Raw genomic sequence first — 16756 nt, forward strand, 5'->3', positions numbered from 1 at the left:
TCATATGATAAAAGTAAGAAACTTATCTAAACATTTTGATGATAAACAAGTATTGAACGATATTAACTTGGATATAAGAACCGGGGAAGTTGTCGCAATTATTGGCCCTTCAGGTTCTGGAAAATCAACGTTATTACGCTGTCTGAACTTGTTGGAAAAGCCCAACAGCGGCACCATCGAAATCAACGATGTAAAATTGGATACCCAAAAATATAAAGAGAGAGACGCGTACCAATTAAGACAGCAAACAGCGATGGTATTCCAACACTATAACCTTTTTAAAAATAAAACAGCTTTAAAAAACGTGATTGAAGCTTTGCTTGTCAGAAAAAATATGAAAAAAGAAGATGCCATTCAAATCGGCGTGGATTTATTGAAACGCGTTGGCTTAGAAAAACAAGCAAAACAATACCCCGCTACCTTATCTGGTGGACAACAGCAGCGCGTCAGCATCGCTAGAGCCTTAGCTGTAAAACCACATGCCATTTTATTTGATGAACCTACCTCCGCTCTTGATCCCGAATTGGTTAATGAGGTTTTACAAGTAATACGGGAGTTAGCGAAAGAGGATACCACAATGGTGATCGTGACGCACGAAATGCAATTTGCGAAGGAAGTTGCTGACCATGTCATATTCATGGCAGAGGGACATATTATCGAACAAGGCACCCCAGAACAAGTAATTGAGCATTCTCTTAATCCGCGAACTCAGCGTTTTTTACGGCAAATGGGAGATGAAACGGACGGATCTGCCAGGCAAAAAAGGAAGTGAAGTGTATGAACACAGAAAGGTTATCTGAAATGATTTATCATTCCAATCCGTTGGTAAATGAAGTAGTATTACAGGCTGCCATCGAAGGACTTCTTGATTATCTTGCTGTTTCCTATCAAACAAAATCCGAAAAGGAAATTACGATTTTAAAGCAAATCATTTTGGAAGAAGGCGGAAATGGGACGAGTTACTTGATCGGAAGTCACATACATGCAACACGATCCCAAGCAGCACTTTTCAATGGCTTTCAAGCTCATTTACTAGATTATGATGATGTACATTCAGATGTACGCGGTCATCCAAGCGCAGTCATTTTGTCTGCTTTGTTAGCAGTTGGAGAACCTGAAATGCCTGGGAAACGTTTTTTAGCTGCCTATGTGGTTGGTGTGGAGATTATGGCTCGGTTTGGAGAAGCTATGAACCCATATCATTATACAAAAGGGTGGCATAATACAGCTACACTTGGCGTAATAGCTGCAGCTGGTGCGGTTGCGTATTTACGGGAATACTCACCACGCTTAATAGCTGAAACCATGAGTCTTGCCGCTACCCAATCGGCTGGTTTACGACTCCAATTTGGTACTGTGGTAAAGCCGCTCCATGTAGGGATTGCGGCTAAAAACGCTGTGGATTCCGCAGATTGGATTCGGATGGGATTACATAGCAACCCCGACTTTTTGAATGATAAGAATGGTTTCTTTGAGGTATATGCAGAAAATGGAGTTCCCGATTTGACGGTAAATTGGGGAAAGACATGGCGGATCGTATCACCGGGATTATGGTTTAAACAGTATCCCTTTTGTTCTGCTGCGGCACATGGCGCTGAAGCAGCTGTTTTTTTACATAAAACGTACGATTTGTCGGAAGAGGATATTGAATCGGTGAGTGTTTGCTTTCCTCCAAATGGTGATTCCGCTTTGCTTCACCATAACCCATCGACTGGTGAAGAAGGAAGATTTTCGATTGAGTATATTGTATGGCTCGCGCTTACAGGCAAACCCCTGACCTTTGCTTCTTTTGAATCGAAACCTATTCCCCATTCATGGAGAGAATCCTTTCAAAAAGTAAATAGAGAGACGGATGCAACGATCAAGCCTTCCAAAGCAGCACTCCCAGTGGGACGATTTACAATTGTGACCGTGACTACAACGAGTGGGGATGTACTATCGAAACGAATCGATACACCTAAAGGAAGTCCTGGGAATCCATTAACAAAGTCCCAGCTAATAGAAAAATTGCATAAAGCCGTAGGAGATGAAGTAGAGACAGAGCAAATAATAGCAGCGGTCCATTCACTGAATCATACCTCACTTGGTGTTCTTCAAGAAGCTGACTATAGAAGCTGACTGATAATAAATTAGGCGAACAGTATTTATATACTGCTCGCCTAATTTGTATACCATCAATCCTAATTCCATGACGTCCCTCTTCTTTAGCACGGTATACTTTACTTGTGTGTTTGGAAGCTTTTACTCGACAGTATCGGTGCTTTACTCGTGAGTTTCGGTGCTTTACTCGTGAGTTCCGGTGCTTTACTCGTGAATTTCGTGCTTTTACTCGTGAGTTTTGGTGCTTTACTCGTGAATTCCGGCGTTTTACTCGTGAGTTCCGGCGTTTTACTCGTGAATTCCGGCGCTTTACTAGTGAGTTTTAGCGTTTTACTCGTGAATTCCACATTTCCCACCACAAAAAAAGAAGCGCCATAATGATTGATATGGCACTTCTTCTTTTGCAATTATGGCAATACCGATGCGCCCATCAAGTAGCGGTCCACTTCACGTGCTACTTCACGGCCTTCATTTATCGCCCAAACGATGAGGCTTTGGCCTCTCCTTGCATCTCCGGCAGCGAAAACGCCTTCGACATTCGTTCTGTATTCGCCATAGACGGCATCAATTTTTTGATTGACTGTTTCTACGCCAAATTGAGTTAATAGTGGCTGTTCAGTGCCTTCAAATCCGATTGCGATGAAAACGAATTGGGCAGGCCATACTTTTTCAGTTCCTGGAACTTCCCTGAAAATGTATATTCCATCTTCACCTTTGATTTTTTCCATTGAGATTGTATGCAGTTCTTTAACGTTTCCATTTTCATCGGCTACGATTTTCTTTGTTTGGATGGAATATTGACGCGGATCAGCACCAAATTTCGCTTCCGCTTCTTCATACGCATATTCTAGTGAAAATACATTCGGGTAGGCCGGCCACATATTATCAGATGTACGGGCCGTCGGAAGGATTGGATGCTTCCCGAATTGTACGACGCTCTTACATTCCTGGCGAAGGGCAGTCGCGACACAGTCCGCTCCTGTATCCCCGCCGCCGATGACGATGACATCCTTACCCTTCGTGTCTAAAAATTTGCCGTCTTCAAAATTGGAGTCCAACAGGCTTTTAGTCGAGGTGGTCAAGTAATCCATAGCAAGGTGAATGCCTGATGCCCCGCGGCCTTCAATTTCCAGGTCACGCTGCTTTTGGGCACCTGTGCATAGGATGACTGCATCATATTGATCTTGCAGTTCTTCGGCTGAAATATCTTTGCCCACTTCCGTATTGGTAATGAAATCGATGCCTTCTTGGGTCAATAATTTGATCCGGCGTGCAACGACATCTTTTTCAAGTTTCATGTTCGGGATGCCGTATGTCAACAGCCCGCCTGCACGGTCTGCGCGCTCATAAACCGTGACAGAATGACCTGCTTGATTTAACTGATCGGCACTCGCCAATCCTGCTGGGCCTGAACCGATGATGGCAATTTTCTTGCCGGTCCTACTCTCAGGGATGCGAGGCGTGATCCAGCCATTTTCAAATCCTTTATCGATGATGGTCCGTTCAATGTTCTTGATGGTAACCGCAGGGTCGCTTATCGCTACCGTACAAGACCCTTCACACGGGGCCGGGCAAACTCGCCCGGTGAATTCAGGGAAATTATTCGTTTTCGACAAACGGTCCAATGCTTCTTTCCATCTGCCGCGGTAAACCAAATCATTCCACTCCGGGATCAGATTATGAATCGGACAGCCTGTTGTGACTCGGTTCAATTCCATGCCCATATGGCAGAAAGGGGTCGCGCAGTCCATACACCGCGCTCCCTGTGTACTTAACTTTTCATCAGAGAAAGGAGCTGTATATTCTCTCCAGTCGCTTAAACGAGTGAGAGGATTCCGGTCTGTTGGCTTTTCTCGCGGATAATCCATAAATCCTGTTGCTTTTCCCATCTTTCTCTCCCCTTCCTTACTGCATCACAGCTTGTTTAGTGATTTTTTTATCTTGAACGGAATTTGCATGAAATGCACTCATGATCGCTTCTTCATCCGACAACCCAGCGTTCTTCTGCTCATTGATGCTTTTCATCATCCGTTTGTAATCTTTCGGAATGACTTTTACGAATTTCTTAACGAAATCCTCCCAGTTCTCCAGTACATAAGAGGCTTTTGCACTCTCTGTATAATGAAGGTGGCTGTAAAGCATTTCTTTTACCTCGTTTGCATCATCCATATCCGCCAGCGTCTCGAATTCTATCATTTCACCATTGCATAATGCCTTGAATTCTTCTGCATCATCGGCAAGTACATAAGCGATGCCGCCTGACATTCCTGCCGCAAAGTTTTTGCCGACGTCGCCAAGGATGACCACACGACCGCCTGTCATATACTCACAGCCATGGTCTCCAATTCCTTCAACCACGACATTGACTCCACTGTTCCGTACGGCAAATCGTTCTCCCGCACGGCCATTAATGTAGGCCTCGCCGCTTGTTGCACCGTATAAGGCGATATTACCGGCAATTACATTGTCCCCGGCCTCAATCTGATTCCCAGAAGGTGCCGTGACAATGATCTTACCGCCAGATAATCCTTTCCCAACATAGTCATTGACATCACCTGTCAAATACATCGACATTCCTTTTGGAATGAACGCACCGAAGCTCTGGCCCGCCGATCCCGTAAAGCGAAGTGTGATCGTATCTTCAGGCAACCCATCTTCCCCATAGCGTTTGGATACTTCACTGCCGACGATCGTTCCCACCACACGGTTCACGTTTGTAATCGGGAAGCTGACATCCACTTGGGTTTGATCATTTAAAGCAGGCTGCACCACAGGTAAAATCTCACGGATATCTAAGGATTCGTCAATTTTATGGTTTTGCGGAAGTTGATACGTACGTATCCCCTCCGGTTGGAAAAGAAGTGTCGTCAAGTCCAGATGCTTCGCTTTCCAATGGTTTTGTGCCCGCTCGCTCACTTGTAAAACATCAGTGCGGCCGACCATCTCCTCTAGTGTTCTAAAACCAAGCTCAGCCATCGTTTCCCGCACTTCCTCAGCGATGAAGCGCATGAAATTCACGACATGATCCGGATCTCCAGTGAATTTGCTGCGAAGCTCAGGGTTTTGAGTAGCTACCCCGACTGGACATGTATCCAAATGACAAGCACGCATCATGACACAGCCAAGTACCACAAGCGGTGCCGTAGCAAAGCCGAATTCTTCCGCTCCAAGGATTGCCGCCATGACAACGTCGCGTCCCGTCATTAATTTCCCGTCCGTTTCAAGGACTACACGGCTGCGCAGGCCATTCAGCATCAATGTTTGGTGTGCTTCAGCAAGGCCAAGCTCCCAAGGAAGACCCGTATGTTTGATACTTGTTTTTGGTGATGCACCCGTACCGCCATCATACCCGCTGATAACGATGACATCTGCGGCACCTTTGGCCACACCCGCTGCAATCGTGCCTACGCCTGCTTTTGACACTAGCTTGACGCTGATCCTGGCATCACGATTCGCATTCTTTAAATCATGGATCAGCTGTGCCAAATCCTCAATCGAATAGATATCATGATGCGGAGGCGGTGAAATCAGGCCGACACCTGGTGTGGAACCACGAACCTCTGCAACCCAAGGATATACTTTATTCCCCGGTAGCTGGCCGCCTTCACCCGGCTTTGCACCTTGTGCCATTTTGATTTGAAGTTCATCGGCATTGACTAGGTAATGGCTTTTCACACCAAAGCGTCCAGATGCAATTTGTTTAATCCCGCTACGGCGGTTATCACCATTTTCATCCACTTGGTAACGGCTTGGGTGTTCCCCGCCTTCACCGCTATTGCTTTTTCCGCCTAAACGGTTCATCGCGATCGCCAATGTTTCATGTGCTTCCTGACTCAATGAACCGAATGACATCGCACCCGTTTTGAATCGGCTGACGATGGATTCCACGGATTCCACTTCATCTATTGAAATGCTTTGGCGCTTTTGATCGAACGAGAATAAATTCCGTAAAAATCCGAGTCTCTCTTCATTCGCCAAGTTTGAATATTGCTTAAATAAATTATAATCGCCTTTCCGGCAGGCCCATTGCAGTGTATGGATCGTTTTAGGATTGAAAGCATGATGTTCCCCTGTTTTTCTCCATTGAAAATCACTTCCGCTTTCAAGTGTTTGGTCAAGGGAATCAGCTGCAGCTTTTCTATGGCGAATCAACGCTTCATCCGCTATCGTTTCCAAATCTATCCCACTAAGCTGCGATGCCGTACCACTGAAATAGCGTTCGATTACATCAGCACCAATTCCGACTGCTTCGAAAATTTGTGCCCCACGATAACTTTGAATTGTGGAAATCCCCATTTTCGACATCACTTTTACGATACCTTCCGTCAAGGAGCTTACATATTTCCTTACCGTTTCTTCGTAGCTGATGGCTAAACTGCCTTCCAATACAGCTTGCTTATATGTTTCATAAGCAAGGTATGGGTAAATCGCATCCACTCCATACCCGATAAGGGACGCATAATGATGGACTTCCCTTGCTTCACCCGATTCAACGATAATGCTCACTTTCGTACGGTTTCCATGACGGATAAGCTCTTGATGAAGGGAGCTCGCAGCCAACAAGGAAGGAATCGCAGCCTTTTCTTTGCTCATATCCTTGTCAGATAATATCAAAAGGCTGACACCATCAGCGATCGCTTGTTCCGCTTCACGGCAGATGCGATCGAGTTCACTCTCTAAATCTTCTGAAAATAAAGTGTGTATGACTTTGCTTTTGAATTCCGGATAGGCATTTTCCTTCAACTGCTGCATTTGACCTGGCGTCAAAACAGGTGAATCCAATTGAATGCGGCGGCTGTTCGTTTCATCCGGTTTCAGCAAATCTCCTTCCGCACCCAGAAATGTCATCGTTGACGTGACGATCTGTTCACGAAGCGAATCGATTGGCGGGTTGGTTACTTGTGCAAAGGATTGTTTGAAATAGTTGAATAGCGACTGCGGACGATCTGATAAGACCGCTAACGGAATGTCATTCCCCATGCTGCCCAGCGGGTCTTTGCCTTCGGTAATGACCGGCAGTAAATATTTTTGGACATCTTCATATGTGTATCCGAACGCTTTTTGCCTGAATAACAAATCACTCAATGGCTTCCCTTCGGTCACTGGTTCTTCGTCACTTAATTGAACAAGCTGTTCGTCCAGCCATTGCTGGTATGGATTTTCCTGAGCCATTTCCGTCTTGATTTCTTCATCGGAAACAATACGGCCTTCCTCTAAATCTATTAAAAGCATTCTGCCTGGGCTTAAACGATCTTTATATAATACATTCTCCGGCTCCACATCGATCACGCCGACTTCGGAGGAGAAAATGATGTAGTCATCTTTTGTCACATAATACCTTGCAGGCCTTAAACCATTTCGATCTAGGATTGCCCCGATTTGCTTGCCATTCGTAAAGGATATGGCCGTCGGACCATCCCATGGCTCCATGAGCATGCTATGATATTCGTAAAATGCCTTCTTTTCCTTCGTCATATGCGGATTTTCCGTCCATGGTTCAGGAATGAGCATCATGGCCGCATGTGCCGGTTTACGCCCGGCTAGGACGAAGAATTCAAGTGCATTATCAAGAATCGAGGAATCACTGCCGTCTATATCCAAAATGGGCAGTACCTTTTGCAGGTCATCTCCGAATGCTTCTGAAACAAACTGCTGCTCACGCGCTTTCATCCAATTCACATTGCCTCTAAGCGTATTGATTTCGCCATTATGAATCAGGTAACGGTTTGGATGTGCCCGTTCCCAACTAGGAAAAGTATTCGTGCTGAAGCGGGAATGCACTAAAGCGAAAGCCGAAACGAAATCCTCCTGTTGAAGGTCAAGATAAAATGCATCCACCTGCTCAGGTGTCAACAAACCTTTGTAAACGATCGTAGTACTTGAAAGGCTGGCAAAATAAAAACGATTCCCACGTTCACGAGCCCAGTTTTCAGCTTGTTTTCTAATAATGAACAATTTACGTTCAAAAGCTAAATCATCGGTTATTCCTTCACTGGCACCGATGAATACTTGGCGGATCGTCGGACATGTCTCCTTACCGACCTCCCCGATTTTCGCTGCATCAACAGGGACCGTTCTCCAGCCTAATAGCGTTTGGCCCTCTTGTTCGATAAATGCATTCAAACGAGCTTCAATTTCATTCCGTTCATCCTCATTGTTAGAGAAAAAAAGCATGCCTACACCGTAGCGCCCTTTTGCTGGCAAATTCATCTCCGGGCATGCCAGCCTGAAATATTTATCGGGAATCTGCACCATTAATCCTGCGCCATCTCCTGTAAGGGGATCGCTGCCTTGTCCGCCGCGATGATCTAATTGGCACAGCATCTTCAGTCCTTGTTTGACGATGTCATGTGTAGCAAGCCCTTTTAAATGAGCGTATAAACCGATCCCACATGCATCATGTTCAAATTCAGGATGGTAGAGCCCTTGTGCTTTTGGTATTTTATTGTATGTCATATTAATCGCCCCCATCGTATTCTTACACCGTTATATCACTTACATTTATTCTAGGTTTTCAAATCGATATAAACAATATATAATTCTAATAGAATCTATCTCAATTTGAGATGAATGGTTGGAGGATGAATAAATGGAACTACGGCAATTACGGTATTTTGTTGAAGTCGCCGAGAGAGAACACGTCTCTGAAGCCGCAGAGCACCTGCATATCGCACAATCAGCAATCAGCCGGCAAATTTCCAGATTGGAAGATGAGCTTGGCGTCCTTTTATTTGAAAAAATCGGCCGAAATATTCAGTTAACCCCTATCGGAAAAATATTCCTTATCCATGCAAAAACGGCGATACATGCGATAGAATATGCCAAATATCAAATTGAGGAGTTTTTGGACCCTGAACATGGAACCATTAAGATCGGGTTCCCGACTAGCCTTTCCACCCATTTACTGCCTACCGTTATTTCTGCTTTTAAAGATGAGCAGCCGAATATCGGGTTCCACTTAAGACAGGGATCTTATTCCTCTTTAAAGGAAGCCGTCAAAAATCGCGAAATCGGATTAGCCTTCCTTGGACCAATCCCGACAAACGATCCAGATATCGAAGGTCATATCCTGTTCACGGAAAACATTTCCGCTTTACTGCCCATAACTCACCCATTAGCGGAAAGGAAGAGTTTGCGACTAAATGACTTACGAAATGATCCATTCGTCTTGTTTCCGAAAGGATACATCCTTCACACTATCGCTATCGAAGCGTGCAAAGCAGCTGGTTTCGCACCGAACATCACCTCGGAAGGTGAAGACATGGATTCCATTAAAGGTCTCGTATCAGCCGGAATCGGAGTCAGTCTGCTCCCTGAAAGTACGTTTTATGAAGTCACTCCAAGACTTACCGTCAAAATCCCGATCGATACACCCGAAGTCAAACGGACTGTTGGCATCATCACTCCAAAACACAGGGAATTGGCTCCATCGGAAAAGGTGTTTTATGAATTTGCCAAAAAGTTTTTCTCTGTTCTCGAGCAATATCAATAAAATATGGCGATCCTTCTAAACTGTGAATGTGAACGAAGATGGGACAGCCTTTTCCATAAATGATTTCACTAGACAACTTACAAATAGCCCACTGTTCGAATAACGTATCAAGATTATTCGTTCAGGAGGAACTTAAATGACACCCACCCATTCACATCTTGCATGGCATGAAACACTCGAGCTTCATGAATTGGTCGCCGCCCAGTCCAATGCCCTTATGAAATTTAAAAAAGCTTTTCCAAAAATAAAAGACCCCATTTTAAAAACGATATATAAGCAAACGATTGATACCCTTACCCAAAACATCATGGAGCTGCTGCAATTTTACCCATTGGCGCCTAAGACGGGCCGGGATGACGATGTATTAAGGGATGACGCTTCGGCCGCTGCTGCCGGGGAATTGCTGGGCTTTGCCAAATCATCCATCAAAAGTTATGCACTTGCCATTACTGAAACAGCCACCCCTTCTCTTCGAAAAGTATTTAAGAAACATTTAAATGGAGCCATCGATACCCATGCCAAGATTTTCAACTACCTTTATGAAAGAAACCTCTATCCTGCATACGACTTGAACCAACTGCTTCAAAATGACGTCGATGTTGCCAATAAGGCTCTTTCCCAGCCATTCTAAATACAAAAAAGGTAAGCATACCGATTGCTTGCCTTTTTGCCGCGTTCCGATTCCGATTTTCATTATAATGTTATAATATATAAGAATTGGTTTTAATTAGGTTGAAAGTATTAAAGAGGTGAAAATCATGAAAAAGATCTTTTTATCCATCAGCATATCCCTACTATCATTTTCTTTAGTCGCCTGTAAGGCTGATGGGCCAAAATCCGAGAATATCCTTTCAGTTCCTGAGTTGACCGCTAGGGAAAAAGCAATCCTGGAGAGTTCAAGTGAACATTCCTTCCTTATCGATTTCAAAGTTGATGATACATACAAGGAGATATCCGTCTGGGTCGAGAAATATGAATTTGGTAAACTAGTTGAGGATGAAAAAGGCCGCATGACAACTGGGGTTGAAAAGAATGGGACGATTATCTTCACCACATCCAAAACGGATGATGACCAAGATCAATCGATGTTCAATATCAGCATTCAAAACGATGACGGTTTGGTTTCAGCTACTTATCCTGAGAGCATTGATAGAAAGGATTCCAGCGTATGGGGCAGTCCTGATAATATCAATATTAACAGCACAACAAAGCTTGCATTGGCGAGTATATGCTACTCAAGCGGAAATGGAGGCATACGTTCACTTTCCACTGATTTTTATGGTGATATGGATGGCCATATGGACGAGTTGAAGGAATACGATGTTGTCTACCTCCTGAGAAGTGAATTCACTAAATGAGCTGACAAATGCAGGGGCAAGTTGAATCGAACTTGCACCTGCACAGTTTATTTTTAGCACGCTAATACTACAAAACTCTATGACTTCAAGAAAATAAATGAGCCATTTGAAGATTCAAAAAAGGGTTGGCGATCAAATTGATGAAGTGTAAAAGCCCAAGCAAATGATGATCTTGCTCATTCGATATATGAGCAAGTCCAAATAATGGGTATGGGAAAATTTTAAAAAGGGGTTGAAGGAAGAGGCATTTGGGTGTAATCTTTTAAAATAAAAAAAACGGAAAGAAGATATTACATTGAAGAAAATCATCCTCCTCTTTGCAGCAGTAGTCATCGCGAGCTCTCTCGGACATCAAATAACCGGCGGATATAATGACCCTCGAAAATCCCGCCCTAGGTATATACATTTGAAATAAGGAATCCCGCAAGATGACAGATTACGGATCAATGTTCCAACATTCCCCTAGTTTATCGTAATTACACTAGACTTTTTTTACCGAGATTAAAATAAGCTAATGAGAGTCCGCCAAGAGCGTACAAGTTCTTATTGTTCTAATATAAATTTTGTGAATTTATTTAAAGTCCTTCAATTCTAAATTAATACCATCTACTTTATCTTTATAGATAAAGAATGAAATTAATATATGGTTATCCTGATCAATATATTCAATTAATTTGTCAGTTTGATCACTGGAGCGCTCTATATAGTTTCCCCCATAGATTTTAATTAAGTCTTTTTCAGATGTACCTATGGAAACATTCTTAGAAGTCTTGGAGCTAGAATCAAAAGTTTCAATTCTATATATCCTGTTATTTTTTTTACCCTTATGTACAGTAATTCGTTTATTTAGATTTTTATCGATGTTATACATTTTATAACCCGGATGGCTAACATCTTTAGCGAGAGAAAAAAAGTGGTTCTTTCGATACTTTTCCATACTGTCCAATAAATATATATGATCTATATTTTCTTTTGATAGATCTGTCGTTTTTGTTTTATATTCATAAAACTTATACCCTACAAAAAAACTTATTACTGCTAAAATGATTATAGTAAATAACAAAAAATTGTTTGCTTTTTTTATTTTTTCCAATCACCGATACTCCTAAAAATTAATGGCTCTATTAAATGATAGTGTTGATTTTACCAAAACGATAAGGGGCCCAATATGGGGTCTTTAAAATTATATATCATTCCTGTCTTAAAATCTTATGAAACATCCTTGGCTTATGTTTACCAAAACCATTTATTAGTTCTTTTCCAAATATAGTTATACTTTTTTCCCATGGATGCCCTAAAAAGCCCCACTTAAAATCCTTCTGAATAAAGAAATAGTAATCGCCATTCGGAAAGATTGGTATTATCCATTCACCGAATTCATCTCTTTCAAACTTTACGTTTGGATTTACCCAATAACATTCGTGCTGCCAATCGAGTGCCAGTATATATTCGTTAAATGATGTGTTCTCTTTAAATACAAGTAATGCCTTTTCTTCGAGGTCATCATAAGCATCCAAATCCACTGACTCTCCGAAGTAATCAGAAACATCATATGTTATAAAAGGATACGGCACTTTAAAGGACGGAAATTCAGAAATACTTGGCTCAAATTTAAAATCTCTATATATCCTTTCCCAAATTTGGTCGTACTCTTTGTCCGAAAAAGGAACCCAGTTCTTCATTAAATAACCACCTTTAAATTGCAGTTGCTAGGATCTCAAACTATTAAATTTCCTAAAATTTCTCATTATTTCTCTCCAATACCAGATCGCCCTCATTTGATATAAAACCATCTTTATCCATTTTCTTAATATATACGTTATAGCCCTTTTTCAGTTCGATCTCGATTGGTTTTTTCACTTTTTCGTCAATTTCCCATTGAATCGTTTGCAAGCTTTCGGTTTCCGTTTCATCTTTTATATCGACAAACACTCGGATTTTATCGGTTGTTCTTGAAAGCACATATTTTCCCGCTGGGATCTCTGTACCGACCACATAATGACCAGGATCTTTCATGATGATTTTTTGATTTTTTTTCACGACTTTTTCAAATTCAGAAGGCTTGAATTCAATCTTCCCATTAATTGAGAAATTTTCATTCATATATGAAGGCTCTGCATGCATTACAGCATTTTTGTGCATTTTATTGCCAGCAACTACAGCTTCACTATCGAGAGCTTTAATATCATAATAACCCTGATCGATATCTCTCCCGACAATGATGTTTTGTGATTCCAACACCTTATAGGAAGCAGCATTATTTTCCGTATTTCTATTAGTGGCACTCATAGCTGATGGAACAATGTACACTTTATAGATAAGGAATCCGCTTATCAATACGAGTAAAGTTAACGCGGCTATGCTTTTATTTAGAGTCAAGGACGATTCCTCCATTATCCATCTTTACATACTCATCGGCTAATGCCTCCAGGTCCTGTTTATGATGGCTTGTCAACAGAATGAGGGCGCCGCGCTCTTTTTCTTCCTTCAAGATCTGATAAACTAGCGTAACACCTTCTTCATCGATGGCATTTGTCGGTTCATCCAATAATAAAATGTCCGGTTTTTCAAATATCGCTTGGGCGACGCTTAGACGCTGCTTCATTCCTAACGAAAATTTTCCAACCTTCATTTTTGATTCCGGATCAAGGCCGACTCTTTTTATATTCGCTTTAATATCTTCATCAGTGGCAATATTCCTGATTTTTGCTAATATTTTCAGATTTGTATAAGCGTCATATTGGTGCAGCAGCGAAGTGTTTTCAATAATGACACTACTATTAGCAGGAAAGAAAATATCTTTATGAAGGATTTTTTCGTCTATGGCAATTTCTCCTGAGCTTGGCATGATTAATCCTGCAATCGCTCTAAGCAGCATCGTTTTACCGGAGCCATTCCTTCCATACAAACCATAAATTTTCCCGCTGTTAAACTCATAATTGATATCATGCAAAAGTGTCTTCTTCTTCATCTTTTTATGTAAAGAGCTAATTCGTATTTTTGTCATTGTGCACCTCGTTAAATTAAATCGATTTTCTTTAATCGTCTATAGGTTAAAACAGTTAAAATGATCGTCATTACGGTTAAAACGATATAAGCATTTACTGTTGATATTCCGCCAGTTTCAAGTACATCACTTCTTACATACATGCCGAAATTGGGAAGCAAAAAATATAAAATCCACGTCAGCTTTTGTGTAGATAATAGAACTCCGCCTAATGTAACCGAAAAAAGCACATAAACATTTATCAGCAATAAAGATACTTCCTCCGTAAAATGAAGTTCGAGTGCCATTTGAATGAAAATCAGGACAATATTGGACATCATATAAAGACCCGCTATACAAATCAATGATTGAAAATCATCATAAAAAAAAACCTGATCCTCCTTATTTATAAAAGCGAATATGATCGAGAAAAGAAGTTGAATTAACGATAATCCAGATATAAGGATCATTAAGTTCCCGATTCTTCTAAGCCCAAGTTTCACCCTGCTTTTTTCCCTGATCATCAGGTAGACCCCATAACCGGAAATATATTGCCGCAAATAACCTAACGACAAAAAACTCAATCCAGAAAAAAACATATACCATGTTCCCAATACAACAAACTTATTACTGATCGGAACTCCGCTAACGATCATATATCCCGTAAGATCGGTTTTAGAGCCATCGAAATAATCAAATAGTAAAATTTGCAACAAAATGACGATCAACATCGTTAAGAAGATTCGTTTAGTCATCAGAAACACCAAACATGAAATCTTTTTTCTCGATCGCAAATAGCCCAAGTAAAACCATCACGAGAGATAGAAATAATTCTTTTCCAATCATGATTAGCGAATAATATCCTGTAATTCCGCTGCTTAATAAAGGATCGATAACATTTGCGGAGCTGGCAGGACCCCAAGCAATATTCAGCTGACTCTTCATCACATATAAGAAAAAACAAATACAAAAGGTCGCTGCCATCGCTATGATTGAATTGGAATAATCAAAAATGAAATAATAAAGCAGGCCAATCGAGAAATAAATACACGTCAATAGGGCTAAATTAAGTAGAGATAAGTTCCAATATTTTGATGATATAAAGTGAAATCTATCAAATAAGAAAACAGCTACGAAATTAATCATTAAGATGATGAACGCAAAGATAAACGAACTTATAAAAACTTGGATGCTCCGTCTCCGATACATGTCGATTCTTGATGTTAAGCGAACGATAATATGTGGATGCTCATCTTCAATAAAAAAACGATAAAATAGTAACAAAGGAATAATATATGTGATCAGTAAATTTTTAACTGAGAGATAGCCTTCTACACTCGCACTTACATCACTGATCAAAAGATACGCTGGGTCTAGCTGCTTGATTTTTAAATAATGAATATTATAGGTCATCCATAAACATCCAAATAACAGAACAAGCAGCAGTGATACATACACTTTTTTTTGATTAGACTTCATCACTTTTCACCTTATACATGAACCCGACTGTGATGATCGCTAAAAAAAGGATGGTCGATCTAAAGAAAATAAAAACGAAAGCTTCCAAGGTCACTTCGTTAAAAGGCTGGATGATCATTGCTAATGAATAATTCAGCCCTAAAATTTGTGAAAACCAGATAACAAAGCTTAACGGATATGTATACTTTATATCCGGGAAACACCAACTAAGAACAGTCGCCATCCCTGCACATAAACTAGTGTAAAACCCAAAAATGATGATATAAACCACATTGGTGACAGCAGGCATTTTGTTGGCGAGTGTATATAAAAGATTTTCCGGGGATAAATCTGGTGTCAACCCTGTATCAAATTCACCATTCATGAATACAAAATATGCAATAATCATGTTTAATAGCAAGCAACCAACCATCACTAAAAAGGCAAATGACATATTTCCCAATAACATCGTTTTATAATAAGAGTATCGCCCTTTTTTGGTCGCTACGATATATCGATAGCCTGTTTTATAGTCTTGGATATAGCTGTCGGCACACAAGATTAATAGAAAAATAGGCAAAAACCAAATAAGTAGTATTTGCATCATATGACCTAATGAACTTCCCGCTAAAAAAGTGGCTAGATGGGGCATGATCCATGACTCTAAAACATTGCCGATCAAAATAAAAATATCAATAATAACAATCGCCACAATACATAACACGATGAACTTTGTTTTTTTATTATTTGTTAATCGATAATAATAACTATTCATTTTGTCTCCCTTTAGAAAGCCACCTTGAGTCAACAATCATCCAAGGTGGCTTCACCATATTCATCATTTTTTATTTATTATATTCCGTGGTGTAAGATTCTTTATACTGTCCAGGTAATATTCTCCCTGTCTCTTCATCCCAATATCCGTCTACGGAATAGGTATTAGAGCTATAATTATTATTTTCTGCCGTTAATCGTACCTCGGTCGCATTGGCACCTGCATTGCCTTTAACATAATGATTGCGCCCACTATTTAAACCGCCGCTACCGGCTTTCACTTTCGCTGAAGGAGATACATTCGTCCCATTGCTTTTCTCCAGCCAATACGTCGTTACCGTATTAGTTCCTTCTGTTGATTTATACATTCTCACCTTCCATGTATTCCGTTCTGTAGTCGTTTGGCGATACTTAGTACCTGTTGATGTGTTTGCTTGCTCTTTCTTAATCTTAAAGGAATATCCAGAATTTTCATTCCCAGCCTCAACTGAAAGCGTCCCTAACCCGATGGAGCAAGCTAAAATAGTGCCTAATGCTATTACTCTTACTTTTTTCATGTTATTTCCTCCTGATCTTTGGTATTACTGC

General features: G+C 41.1%; 16 protein-coding genes. 6 read left to right on the forward strand and 10 right to left on the reverse strand.

Annotated features, from left to right (window positions below; translation table 11 throughout):
* The first annotated feature begins 4 nt into the window (after positions 1–4).
* The 3 genes from ACDZ29_RS07125 to ACDZ29_RS07135 all read left to right on the forward strand — a co-directional run bounded on the left by ACDZ29_RS07125 (position 5) and on the right by ACDZ29_RS07135 (position 2478).
* Positions 5–772: an amino acid ABC transporter ATP-binding protein gene (locus ACDZ29_RS07125; protein ID WP_370016593.1), complete on the forward strand. Its 768-nt coding sequence runs from the start codon at positions 5–7 to the stop codon at positions 770–772.
* 5 nt (positions 773–777) lie between these two features.
* Complete coding sequence (locus ACDZ29_RS07130; RefSeq protein WP_370016594.1) at positions 778–2118, forward strand: MmgE/PrpD family protein; 1341 nt, start codon at positions 778–780, stop codon at positions 2116–2118.
* A 105-nt stretch (positions 2119–2223) separates the two neighbouring features.
* Entirely contained in the window at positions 2224–2478 is a 255-nt protein-coding gene (locus ACDZ29_RS07135) for a hypothetical protein (RefSeq protein ID WP_375090549.1), read from the forward strand.
* Positions 2479–2507: 29 nt separating this feature from the next.
* On the opposite strand, the gene gltD is transcribed toward ACDZ29_RS07135, so the two are convergent.
* Both gltD and gltB read right to left on the reverse strand, forming a co-directional pair.
* On the reverse strand, positions 2508–3989 hold the full coding sequence (gene gltD, locus ACDZ29_RS07140) for a glutamate synthase small subunit (protein ID WP_289314680.1): 1482 nt from the start codon (positions 3987–3989) through the stop codon (positions 2508–2510).
* Between the two features lie 16 nt (positions 3990–4005).
* Complete coding sequence (gene gltB / locus ACDZ29_RS07145) at positions 4006–8556, reverse strand: glutamate synthase large subunit (RefSeq protein ID WP_375090550.1); 4551 nt, start codon at positions 8554–8556, stop codon at positions 4006–4008.
* A gap of 133 nt (positions 8557–8689) precedes the next feature.
* On the opposite strand from gltB, the gene ACDZ29_RS07150 reads away from it, so the two are divergent.
* From ACDZ29_RS07150 to ACDZ29_RS07160, 3 genes are all read left to right on the forward strand, one after another.
* Positions 8690–9592, forward strand: a complete 903-nt coding sequence (locus tag ACDZ29_RS07150; protein ID WP_370016597.1) for a LysR family transcriptional regulator — start codon at positions 8690–8692, stop codon at positions 9590–9592.
* A gap of 136 nt (positions 9593–9728) precedes the next feature.
* Positions 9729–10223, forward strand: a complete 495-nt coding sequence (locus ACDZ29_RS07155; protein WP_289326688.1) for a spore coat protein — start codon at positions 9729–9731, stop codon at positions 10221–10223.
* 127 nt (positions 10224–10350) lie between these two features.
* On the forward strand, positions 10351–10950 hold the full coding sequence (locus tag ACDZ29_RS07160) for a hypothetical protein (RefSeq protein ID WP_370016598.1): 600 nt from the start codon (positions 10351–10353) through the stop codon (positions 10948–10950).
* 571 nt (positions 10951–11521) lie between these two features.
* Here ACDZ29_RS07160 and ACDZ29_RS07165 read toward each other — a convergent pair.
* The 8 genes from ACDZ29_RS07165 to ACDZ29_RS07200 form a co-directional block, all read right to left on the reverse strand.
* Entirely contained in the window at positions 11522–12043 is a 522-nt protein-coding gene (locus ACDZ29_RS07165) for a hypothetical protein (RefSeq protein WP_375090551.1), read from the reverse strand.
* A gap of 97 nt (positions 12044–12140) precedes the next feature.
* Positions 12141–12632 carry a DUF2716 domain-containing protein gene (locus tag ACDZ29_RS07170; RefSeq protein WP_370016599.1) on the reverse strand — a complete coding sequence of 164 codons (492 nt, stop codon included), beginning with the start codon at positions 12630–12632 and terminating at the stop codon, positions 12141–12143.
* Positions 12633–12684: 52 nt separating this feature from the next.
* On the reverse strand, positions 12685–13329 hold the full coding sequence (locus ACDZ29_RS07175) for a hypothetical protein (RefSeq protein ID WP_375090552.1): 645 nt from the start codon (positions 13327–13329) through the stop codon (positions 12685–12687).
* A complete protein-coding gene (locus ACDZ29_RS07180; protein WP_375090553.1) occupies positions 13316–13957 on the reverse strand; it encodes an ATP-binding cassette domain-containing protein in 642 nt (213 codons plus the stop codon). The genes ACDZ29_RS07175 and ACDZ29_RS07180 overlap by 14 nt, the downstream gene beginning before the upstream one ends.
* 11 nt (positions 13958–13968) lie before the next feature.
* A complete protein-coding gene (locus ACDZ29_RS07185) occupies positions 13969–14691 on the reverse strand; it encodes a DUF2705 family protein (RefSeq protein WP_375090554.1) in 723 nt (240 codons plus the stop codon).
* Complete coding sequence (locus ACDZ29_RS07190) at positions 14684–15415, reverse strand: WxPxxD family membrane protein (protein ID WP_375090555.1); 732 nt, start codon at positions 15413–15415, stop codon at positions 14684–14686. The genes ACDZ29_RS07185 and ACDZ29_RS07190 overlap by 8 nt, the downstream gene beginning before the upstream one ends.
* Positions 15405–16169, reverse strand: coding sequence for a DUF2705 family protein (locus ACDZ29_RS07195; protein ID WP_375090556.1), 765 nt, complete (start codon positions 16167–16169; stop codon positions 15405–15407). The genes ACDZ29_RS07190 and ACDZ29_RS07195 overlap by 11 nt, the downstream gene beginning before the upstream one ends.
* 70 nt (positions 16170–16239) lie before the next feature.
* Positions 16240–16725: a DUF2712 domain-containing protein gene (locus ACDZ29_RS07200; protein WP_375090557.1), complete on the reverse strand. Its 486-nt coding sequence runs from the start codon at positions 16723–16725 to the stop codon at positions 16240–16242.
* Between the last annotated feature and the right edge of the window lie 31 nt (positions 16726–16756).

The sequence above is a fragment of the Peribacillus sp. RS7 genome (assembly GCF_041956845.1).
In the GTDB taxonomy this organism is placed as follows: Bacteria; Bacillota; Bacilli; order Bacillales; family DSM-1321; genus Peribacillus.

Excerpts from the sequence above, each read along its gene's own strand:
- ACDZ29_RS07125 (WP_370016593.1), top strand. The coding sequence starts at position 5 with ATGATAAAAGTAAGAAACTTATCTAAACATTTTGATGATAAACAAGTA.
- gltD (WP_289314680.1), bottom strand. The coding sequence starts at position 3,989 with ATGGGAAAAGCAACAGGATTTATGGATTATCCGCGAGAAAAGCCAACA.
- ACDZ29_RS07150 (WP_370016597.1), top strand. The coding sequence starts at position 8,690 with ATGGAACTACGGCAATTACGGTATTTTGTTGAAGTCGCCGAGAGAGAA.
- ACDZ29_RS07195 (WP_375090556.1), bottom strand. The coding sequence starts at position 16,169 with ATGAATAGTTATTATTATCGATTAACAAATAATAAAAAAACAAAGTTC.
- ACDZ29_RS07180 (WP_375090553.1), bottom strand. The coding sequence starts at position 13,957 with ATGACAAAAATACGAATTAGCTCTTTACATAAAAAGATGAAGAAGAAG.
- ACDZ29_RS07130 (WP_370016594.1), top strand. The coding sequence starts at position 778 with ATGAACACAGAAAGGTTATCTGAAATGATTTATCATTCCAATCCGTTG.
- ACDZ29_RS07160 (WP_370016598.1), top strand. The coding sequence starts at position 10,351 with ATGAAAAAGATCTTTTTATCCATCAGCATATCCCTACTATCATTTTCT.
- ACDZ29_RS07190 (WP_375090555.1), bottom strand. The coding sequence starts at position 15,415 with ATGAAGTCTAATCAAAAAAAAGTGTATGTATCACTGCTGCTTGTTCTG.
- gltB (WP_375090550.1), bottom strand. The coding sequence starts at position 8,556 with ATGACATACAATAAAATACCAAAAGCACAAGGGCTCTACCATCCTGAA.
- ACDZ29_RS07200 (WP_375090557.1), bottom strand. The coding sequence starts at position 16,725 with ATGAAAAAAGTAAGAGTAATAGCATTAGGCACTATTTTAGCTTGCTCC.
- ACDZ29_RS07155 (WP_289326688.1), top strand. The coding sequence starts at position 9,729 with ATGACACCCACCCATTCACATCTTGCATGGCATGAAACACTCGAGCTT.
- ACDZ29_RS07185 (WP_375090554.1), bottom strand. The coding sequence starts at position 14,691 with ATGACTAAACGAATCTTCTTAACGATGTTGATCGTCATTTTGTTGCAA.
- ACDZ29_RS07170 (WP_370016599.1), bottom strand. The coding sequence starts at position 12,632 with ATGAAGAACTGGGTTCCTTTTTCGGACAAAGAGTACGACCAAATTTGG.